Below are 8,933 nucleotides of genomic sequence, written 5' to 3' on the forward strand. Positions count from 1 at the left end.
CCGCCTTTCTTCGCCTGTCGCGCCGCGTTCACCCATCTTTTCGTCGTGCTCGCCGTGTGCTGCCTGGCGCGCCGTTCGCAGGCCCCGTGCGTGCGCCGCGCCGGCCAGGCGTCACGGATGTGCCCGCATTATTGACGGCCAGGCCTGATCGGGCCAATCGGCCTGCCGCGCAGCGCGGGCAGGCCATGGTCGAATACGTGATCGTCGTCGCCCTGGTGGCTGTGGCCGCGATTGCGGTCTACCAACTGTTCGGCCAGGTGATTCGTGCCCAGACGGCGGCCATGGCACGGGAAATCGCTGGCGAGGATGGCTCCGAACAGTCCCGCATGGCTCAGTCGGCAGCCGAATCCGCCGCCGCGCAGGCGGCCGCCAAATCGCTGAAATCTTTCACTGGCAATGCCGCTGCGGGGCAGTGACATGGTCGCTGGTCGTTCTTTCCCCAGCCAGCAGGGGCAGGTGCTGGTGCTGGGTATGCTGCTGGCGGCTGCGCTGGGCCTGGCCTGGATGCGGTATTTCGGTGTCGGCCAGGTTCTGGCGGCCAAGACACGGCTGGTTCATGGCCTGGATGCCGCAGCCTACAGTGGCGCCCTGGTTCAGGCGCGCACCCTGAATTTTCTGGCCTATCTGAATCGCGCCCGGATGGCGCACCAGGTGGCCATGGCGCATCTAGTCACGCTGGGCAGTTGGGCGCACTACGCCGGCATGGAATCACGGCGCCTGGCCCAGGGTAATCCGCCGGCTCACCTGATCGGGATGATGTTCGGTGCCGATCATGGCCGCGCCTACCTGGCGGCCGCCTCGGCCGTCGGGCTGGAAGCCCAGGCGCGGGCCGATGGGGCTCTGGGGCGCGCCTATGCGGCGCACGAACGCTTCGTGCATGATCTTTCGGCGGACCTGTCCCATGCCCTGGTCCGGGATCTGCCCCAGGCTCGTCAGGCAGCCATGCGGGCTGTATTGACCGCTCACTATCCAGAACGTCTGCCTGGCGAACTGCATCCTGTGGTGCTGGATGATGCCTGGCCTGGCCTGCTGCGCCGCCATGCGCCGGATGCGTCCCTGTTTGACTGGACACGCCATCTGGCAGGCCTGTACCCCTTTCTTGGCCCTCGGAATCAGACGGCGCGCAATCCCTGGCCCGTCAGCGGTCGCTGCCCGCATTTGCGGCATGAATTGCGGCGGCGCGGTGATACCGCATTGGATGACTCCGGTCGCTGGCGAGCAGGGGATACGCAGTCTTTCCACGCGGTGCGCTCGAACCGCTGGATCGGCTGTTACTACCGCGAATACGCCATGGGCTGGGCCTGGATGCCGGCCCGGCCCGGCCAAGCAATGGATGCCGACCATGTCGATACGCCACCAGAAGATTTTTCAGATCAGGATTTCTGGCGCTGGGTGCAGGCGGCGACACCATGGGATCTGGTCGGTGGCCGGGACAATCCGCTGGCCAATTCCTATGCGCTGCGCGACCGTCAGGACTGGATGTCGCGCGGCCTCGGGAACTATCTGGATGTTGCCGCCGGGGCGGGGCAGGACGCTGTGTCGGGTTTTGTCGTCCATATGGAACTTCCGGATGCATCGGGCAGGCTGATCCACGCCCGCAGCGCAGCGGAAACCTTGTTTTCTCGTCCCGGGCGCCGTCCAGACGGCCTGGATGAAACGCCCAACCTGTTTCATCCCTATTGGCATGCGCGTCTGGCCGCCGGGCTGTCGGATGTGGCAGGAGATTGACATGTCCATGCCGATGCAGCAGGCCGGCCAGGCGCTGGCCGAATCCCTGGCAGTACTGCTCGTTCTTGGCAGTCTGTGGCTGGGTGTGGCCTGGCTCGGGCGCTTGCAGGACTCCGCCCTGCAACTGGCCCACGCCAGCCGCCGCGCAGCCTTCGCCCATGCACACCAGGGCCTGCCGTTGCAAGCCCTGGTGCCAGGCGGGGATGGTTACCTGGATGCGCCCGGCCATCGCTGGCACACCCGGCAGGGCCAGAGTCTCCTGGAGGGCGAATCAGGCCTGGATGTCCATCCGCTGATGGCGGCCGCCACTGGGTCGATTGGCGATTCAGTGGCCGAGGCGGCGGATCTGCGCCGGGAATTTCGGCTGGGGGATCGGAACGTCTGGCGCGCCGAAGCCCAGGCTAAGACCGCCGGGTTGTCATCCGTGTCGGGGGCTTTGTTCGATTTCGATCGGCTGGGACTCGATCTGCGCCGCCATACCGCGATTCTGGTTGGTGATGGTGCGGCGGCTGGTGATGGCGATGCCCAATCGATCCTCGCGGGCAGTCCGCATGCTTGGGGCACGGCTGCACAGACGTCCCGGAACGCAGGCCAGGCGGTGCTGGGCCGTCTGCGGGCGGTGGACAGTGCCTGGGGCCGCGCTTTGCCCGATTGGGATTGGCTCAGTTCCTGGACGGGCAGTGTGCCGCGTCCGCATCTGCGAATCTGGAGCCAGCCATGAATCCATGCTTGTCCGGCGTGTGCGCGCCTGCGGCCATGGTGGCGGCGCTGATGCTGTGTGCAGGTTCGGCCTGCGCCGTTTCCGGCACCTGGGATCCGGCACGTTCCGAGGCCCTTGCGGAATGGGGCTGGGTGCCGCCCCAGCGTTTTGAACTGCCGGGCGCTCATGTGCAGCTGTGGCGTTTCCGTGCGCCGATGGCACCGCTGGATGCGGCCCAGCGGCTGACGCATGCCGGGAAATCCCGGCTCGACCGACTGCAGTTTTCCGGCGTCATGCTGTCCTTGTCGGGCCTGCACGAAGGGCGGCATTGGCTGGCGCAACTGCGGCCAGCCAATGACGGCACCTCGGGCACGATCGGTCTGCTGTCCAGCCTGGAGCCGGCCGAACGACGTACACGCGGCTTCGACCCAGGGACACTGGCCCCCGCTGGCGCGCGTCCTGTGTTGCGGGCTTCCAGTCGTTTGGCAGGCGGCCCCGGCGTGTTGGCCAGCTACCTTTGTCCGGGCTCGTATCCCCGTGTGGCTGCTGCTGTGCGGCGCGCACTGTGGGATCAGCGCTGGCGGCCGCTGGGTGTATCCGGGCTTGCAAAGGACGTGGCAGCGCCAGTGGCCGGTGAATGGATGCAGCCGGATGGCTCCCGCCTGACGGTTCATCTGCACCCACGGGCTGACGCTGTGGTTCTGACGCTCTGGCATCGCTCGAAGGAGACTCCATGATGATTCCGTTTCCACGCATTCCTCGATCTGCCGTCCTGGGGGCGCTGGCCCTGGGGGCTGGTCTGCTGGCGGCCAGTATCCTGGCCTTGCATGTGCGCGAACGCGAGCGGCAGATCGAAGACCGTGCCCGCCTGGACATGGTCGAGCGCATCGTGGCTGCAAGGGATCTTGCCGCCGGGACCCGGCTGACGCCGGACGATCTGGCTGTCCGTGGCTTTCCCGTTCGCTGGGTGGGTAGCGACACCTTGCCCCTGGCCCGCCTTGGTGAACTCGAAGGGCGGATCCTGAGCACTGCCGTGCGGGCGGGCGATGCGCTGCTTCCTGCGCACACCGTGCGCCCTCAGCCGGCTTTTTCCGAACATCTGGCGCCTGGTCGGCGCGCCATCACCTTGCCAGTGGATCAGCTCAATTCTTTGTCCGGCCTGTTGCAGCCCGGCGATCTGATCGACCTGTATGTATCGTTCGAGCATCGGCGCAAGCGCTTGACGGCGCCATTGCTTCAGGGCGTGCTGGTGCTGGCAACCGGGCGCGAGACCCGGGCCAGCGGCCCAGAAACCGAGGATGCCATGTATTCCACAGTGACCCTCGATGCGGCGCCCGAGGATGTGGTGAAACTGGTCGCTGCCCGACAGGCAGGGACACTGACTGCGATTCTGCGTCATCCCGGAGATGCCCGAGCGGATCGCCGGGCCGCTCGGGGCGATCTGGCGACTTTGCTGGGGGTGGGCGACCCACCACGCGCCCCGGCCCGGCGCGCCGTGATTCTGTATGGGACAGCGGGCGCCCGCGCCTTGCCTGCCTGGGCTCGTCCCGAAGGGCAGGCCGCACGGCCAGGCAATGGTTGGTTCGACTTGCCCGAAGGGCAGGCGCTGGCCAGTGCCTGGATGCATGCCCTGGCTGGGCAGGTGGCGCCAACGGCGCTGGTCGCCGAATCTTCTCCAGTCATGTCGGTCGATCTTCCATTTGCGCAGACTGGCGGTTCCGTCTTGGTGGACGGTACGCAATACCTGGAAGACGAGACGCATGACCCGGCAATGATCGAGGGGCCAGGCTGGCTCGATGCAGGGGCACAGCCATGAGGCGTCTGTGCTTTTTCCGGGGCCTGTTTCCAGCAGGATGTCTGATCTGGGGCATGATGTCGCCCGCCCTGGGGAACACGACGACGACCGTTGCCGAGACCCCGCTGGCGCTTCAGGCGGGCGAGGTCCGGGTGCTGGGCATCCCCGGCGTTGCGCGCGTGGCTGTGGGCGATGGCAAGATTCTGAATGCCGTCAGTACTGATGACCGGGAAGTCATCGTGTTTGCGCGCAAGCCGGGTTTCAGCACCTTGCATGCCTGGACGGCGGATGGCCAGGCCTATCGCTATGCGGTCGAAGTCGCACCCGAAGGCGCCCGCCAGTTGCAGGACGAATTGCGTGGCCTGCTGGAACGCATTCCGGGCATTCGGGTGACATCCCTGGGCGACAAACTGCTGGTCGAAGGTGACGAACTGTCCGACAGCGACCGCCAGCGCCTGGCTGAACTGGGGCGCCGCTATCCGCAGCTTCTGGATTTCACCGGCACGGTCGGCTGGGATCAGATGGTGCTGCTGGACGTGCGTGTGGTCGAGGTGCCTCGTTCGCTGCTGCGCGAGGTCGGTTTGCGCTGGGAAGGCCAGAGTACCGGAGGCGTGACCGCCGGCCTGGGTTGGGATGGAGGCTCTCGGCGTCATGCGGACCGTCCCGGTGAAACGGTGCTGCCCTTGGCATTTCCCGCGCCCCGGGCAGCAGGTTATTTTGGCGTCAATGCGCTGCTGTCAGCCCGCATCGACCTGCTGGCCCGGACCGGACAGGCGGTGGTGCTGGCTCAGCCGCAGCTGCTGGCCCGCAGCGGCGCGACCGCTGAATTCCTGGCAGGGGGCGAAGTTCCCTACAGCACGGTGGACGGCAATGGCAATACCCAGACAGCTTTCAAGCCCTATGGGGTGTCGTTGCGCATTACTCCGTCCATCGAACGCAGCGGCGCCGTGCGCTCGCGCCTCGAAGTCGAGGTCAGCGCCATCGATCCGTCGCTGTCTGTTCCGGGTGGCCCTTCTTTGAAGACCCGGCGCACGGCCACCGAATTCAATGTGCGTTCCGGACAGACCCTGGTGCTGGCCGGTTTTCTTTCCCGGGATACGGCCCGCAACGTGGATCGCCTGCCGGGATTGGGGGATTTGCCGATCCTGGGGGCACTGTTCCGTTCCACGCGCTTCCAGAGAAACGAAACGGAACTGGCCATTCTGGTGACCCCTCAATTGGTCACGGCGGATCATCCCGATCTGCGCTTGCGTGTCCGGCGGGCGGACACGATTCTGGAACAGACATTTCCGGCCGAGCCTACGCTGCTGGCGCCCGTTCGCCCCGTGTCCGCCGCCCCAGGGCGGGAATCCCGGCCAGGCTGGAATCCGCGCGCGGGTGGCCCCGGTTCCCAGTGGCAAGGGCCGGCCGTCGGCGCTGAATGGGCGTCCAGAGAGGCATCATGAATTCAATCGAACTTGATCTGCATTTCGAGGATGGCCGCCGCCTGCGAGAACAGCATGCCTTGCCCCTGTTGATTGGCCGTGATGCAGGGTGCGGGCTGGCATTGCGTGCCTGGCGAGTGGGGCGGCAGCATGCCCGCCTGCTGCGGCGCCAGGACGAAATCTGGATCGAGGACCTGGGGTCTTTGTTCGGCACCACCGTCAATGGGGAACGGATTGCCGCATATGGTCCTCTTCTGGCGCATGACGAGGTGGTCGTCGGGCCCTGCCTGTTCCATGTCCTGCCGGCAGGGCAAGCATCGGCACCGCCGCCCGTGTCTGCACAGTCGGGGGCGGTAAACGCCAGGTCGTGGGATGACAGTGTGGCAGTCGCGGACTCTTCAGACGAATCCCCATGTGCCGGCCTGCCGGATCCTGCTGATCCAGATGCTGTGACGGATGGCACGCATTCCGACAAAGCAGAAAATCCGCTCCGCCCCGAGGACGGGCCTGGCGGACAGGCCCATCGGCGGCGATTGCACAATGAACTGATCGCTGCCCTGCAGTTGCGGCGCCGCGATATCGGCAGCATGAGCGATAGTGCGTTGCGGGCCGAGGCGGCCGCCGTGCTGGCAGGTCTGATCGAGGCGGACGAAACTTTTCCGCCGGCGTTGGACCGTGAAGCGCTGGTCCAGGAATTGGTGGACGAGGCCGTGGGCCTGGGGCCGCTCGAACCGTTGCTGGCTGATCCTGGCGTCACCGAAATCATGGTCAATCGCTACGATGAGATCTTCGTCGAGCGGGGTGGGCGGTTGATACGTACTGCCGCCCGTTTCAGCAGCGAGCAGGCTGTGCTGGGCATCATTGATCGGATCGTGGCGCCGCTGGGACGGCGGATCGATGAAAGTGCGCCCATGGTCGATGCGCGCTTGCGTGATGGCTCCCGGGTCAATGCCGTGATTGCACCCATTGCCTTGCGGGGGGCCAGCCTGACGATCCGCAAATTCCCTGTCCGGCGGCTGGACATGGCTGATCTGCTGGCGGTCGGCGCGCTGGACGAGGCCATGGCACGGTTTCTGACGCATTGCGTGCGCCATCGCAAGAATCTCATCGTTTCAGGCGGTACGGGGTCGGGCAAGACCAGCCTGCTCAATGTGCTGTCCAATGCCATTCCGGCCGGTGAGCGCATCATCACGATCGAGGATGCGGCAGAGTTGCGTCTGAATCATGCCCATCTGGTCAGTCTGGAAGCTCGCCCGCCCAATGCGGAAGGGCGGGGCCGGATCGAGATCCGTGACCTGGTGCGCAATGCGTTGCGCATGCGTCCGGACAGGATCGTGGTCGGGGAATGCCGGGGCGGAGAAGCCTTCGACATGCTGGCGGCCATGAACACCGGACACGAGGGGTCGCTGACCACGCTGCATGCGAACAGCCCCCGCGATGCGCTGGGCCGGCTGGAGACCATGATTCTCATGGCGGGCATGGATCTGCCGCTGGCTGCGATCCGCGAACATATTGCCGCCAGCGTCGATTTCATCGTGCAGTTGATGCGCGCCGCCGATGGCCGGCGTCTGGTCAGTGCGATTGTCCAGGTGACCGGTCAGGAAAGCGGCCGCATACAGTTGCAGGACTTGTTCCGGGGACAGGCAGGACCACCTGCCGTGTTTGCTGGTTGTGGCCTGCTGCCCGACGGTTTCGGGGATGCGGCGGCACTGGATATCGAACTGTTTTCCGGCCGCACAGTCGTTCAGGGACGGGCGGCGCTGGACGTGGCAACCGGCCCAGAGAGCATGTCATGTCGATCCTGATGTTTACGCTGCTGGTGGTCAGTATCGCGCTGGCTGTCTGGTGGCTGCTGGGCCAGGTGGAGCGTGCCTGGATGCGCTACGAAGAGCGCCTGCGGGATGACACCCGTCGCACGCTGGATGCGTCTTTCCTGTTTCTGGATATGGCCCAGTTGCGACCGGTCGTTGCGGGGCTGGGCCTGGTGCTGATGCTGGGAGTGGCCTGGCTGGCGGGGCGCTGGTGGGGCGTGCTGCCCGTGTTGATCGGCCTGCTGTGCGCGCCCCCCTTGATTCTGCGCCATGTACGGCGTCGCCGTGCGCAGCGCTTCGATGCCCAGCTGCCCGATCTGCTGCAGGCGCTGGCCGGCGCGCTGCGTGCCGGCGCCGGGGTCCAGCCTGCCTTGCGGCATTTGGTGGCACAGGCCAGCCCGCCCTTGTCCCAGGAATTTGGTCTGTTGCTGCGTGAACAGCGCCTGGGCTTGAACTTTCAGGACGCCCTGGAACAGCTGCGTGTCCGGATGCCAACCGAATCCTGTGGCCTGGTGGTGTCGGCGCTGGGTATCGCCGCCCGTACGGGCGGCGGACTGGCCGATACGCTTGAACGTATTGCCCAGACGCTGAGGGCGCGGCAACACTGGTTGGGCCGGGTCGAGGCGATGACGGCCCAGGGCCGAATGCAGAGCCGCATCATGGCCGGTCTGCCAGCGGTATTGGCCCTGGTGTTGAGCCGCCTGGAACCCGAAGCCATGGCGTTGTTGTGGCAGACCTGGTATGGCTGGCTCGTTCTGGTGGCGATTCTGGTGCTGGAAATCGTGGGCATTTTCTGGATTCGCCGGGTGGTGGCGATCGAGATCTGAGGTGGTTCGGCATGAATGCAGGAGAGACGGCATGACGTGGTTCTGGGTCGGCCTGTGTCTGGCCGCCGTGGCGGTGTGGCTGGGCATCTGGACGCTGGGTGGTCCCTGGGCTGCGGCGGCGCGGGATGATGGTCAGATCCGCACCGCTGTGTTCTGGTGGCCCTGGATACTGGCGCTGGCGCCCTGGTGCGGGCCCTTCGTGACCTGGCGCATGCGGCGGGAACTGCGGCGCTGGGGGCCGCGCGCCGGCCTGGCCGCGCATTGGCGAGCAGAGCACTGGCTGGCGGCCTGTGTGCTGGCTGCTGGCTGCGGTGCCCTGCTGGCCGGGGTGGGGGCTCTGCTGGGGACTGCGTCGATCCGGATCGGCATACTGGCGGCGCTGGTGGGCGCGGTTCTGGGATTTGTCTGGCCCGATCAGATGCTGCGCCGCCGCGCTGCCGTCAGGCAGGCACGGATGGTGCGCGAACTGCCTTTCATGATGGACTTGCTGACCTTGTGTGTCGAGGCTGGCCTGAGTCTGCCGGCTGCGCTGCAGCAGGTGGCGGATCATGCTCCGGCAGGTCCGCTGCGCCAGAGTCTGCGGGCGGCGATCGCACTGGAACGCACTGGCATGGAACGGCCGCGCTGGTTGCAGCACTGGGCGGACCA

General features: G+C 66.3%; 9 protein-coding genes. All 9 read left to right on the forward strand.

What is annotated here, in order from left to right:
- Positions 1-185 precede the first annotated feature (185 nt).
- Complete coding sequence (locus tag RBR29_RS08425) at positions 186-416, forward strand: hypothetical protein (protein ID WP_320348589.1); 231 nt, start codon at positions 186-188, stop codon at positions 414-416.
- Position 417: 1 nt separating this feature from the next.
- Positions 418-1,728 carry a hypothetical protein gene (locus RBR29_RS08430; RefSeq protein ID WP_320348578.1) on the forward strand — a complete coding sequence of 437 codons (1,311 nt, stop codon included), beginning with the start codon at positions 418-420 and terminating at the stop codon, positions 1,726-1,728.
- 1 nt (position 1,729) lies between these two features.
- Positions 1,730-2,449 carry a hypothetical protein gene (locus RBR29_RS08435; protein WP_320348579.1) on the forward strand — a complete coding sequence of 240 codons (720 nt, stop codon included), beginning with the start codon at positions 1,730-1,732 and terminating at the stop codon, positions 2,447-2,449.
- Complete coding sequence (locus tag RBR29_RS08440; RefSeq protein ID WP_320348580.1) at positions 2,446-3,165, forward strand: hypothetical protein; 720 nt, start codon at positions 2,446-2,448, stop codon at positions 3,163-3,165. The genes RBR29_RS08435 and RBR29_RS08440 overlap by 4 nt, the downstream gene beginning before the upstream one ends.
- Positions 3,162-4,244, forward strand: a complete 1,083-nt coding sequence (cpaB, locus tag RBR29_RS08445; protein WP_320348581.1) for a Flp pilus assembly protein CpaB — start codon at positions 3,162-3,164, stop codon at positions 4,242-4,244. The genes RBR29_RS08440 and cpaB overlap by 4 nt, the downstream gene beginning before the upstream one ends.
- A 53-nt stretch (positions 4,245-4,297) precedes the next feature.
- A complete protein-coding gene (locus RBR29_RS08450) occupies positions 4,298-5,668 on the forward strand; it encodes a pilus assembly protein N-terminal domain-containing protein (RefSeq protein ID WP_320348582.1) in 1,371 nt (456 codons plus the stop codon).
- Positions 5,665-7,452, forward strand: coding sequence for an ATPase, T2SS/T4P/T4SS family (locus tag RBR29_RS08455; RefSeq protein WP_320348583.1), 1,788 nt, complete (start codon positions 5,665-5,667; stop codon positions 7,450-7,452). Before RBR29_RS08450 ends, RBR29_RS08455 begins: the two co-directional genes overlap by 4 nt.
- Positions 7,440-8,285 carry a type II secretion system F family protein gene (locus tag RBR29_RS08460; protein ID WP_320348585.1) on the forward strand — a complete coding sequence of 282 codons (846 nt, stop codon included), beginning with the start codon at positions 7,440-7,442 and terminating at the stop codon, positions 8,283-8,285. Before RBR29_RS08455 ends, RBR29_RS08460 begins: the two co-directional genes overlap by 13 nt.
- Positions 8,286-8,316: 31 nt before the next feature.
- The coding region (locus RBR29_RS08465) for a type II secretion system F family protein (RefSeq protein ID WP_320348587.1) at positions 8,317-8,933 on the forward strand (617 nt) is incomplete at its 3' end.

Source organism: Castellaniella sp., assembly GCF_034007085.1.
Classification (GTDB): Bacteria; Pseudomonadota; Gammaproteobacteria; order Burkholderiales; family Burkholderiaceae_B; genus Castellaniella.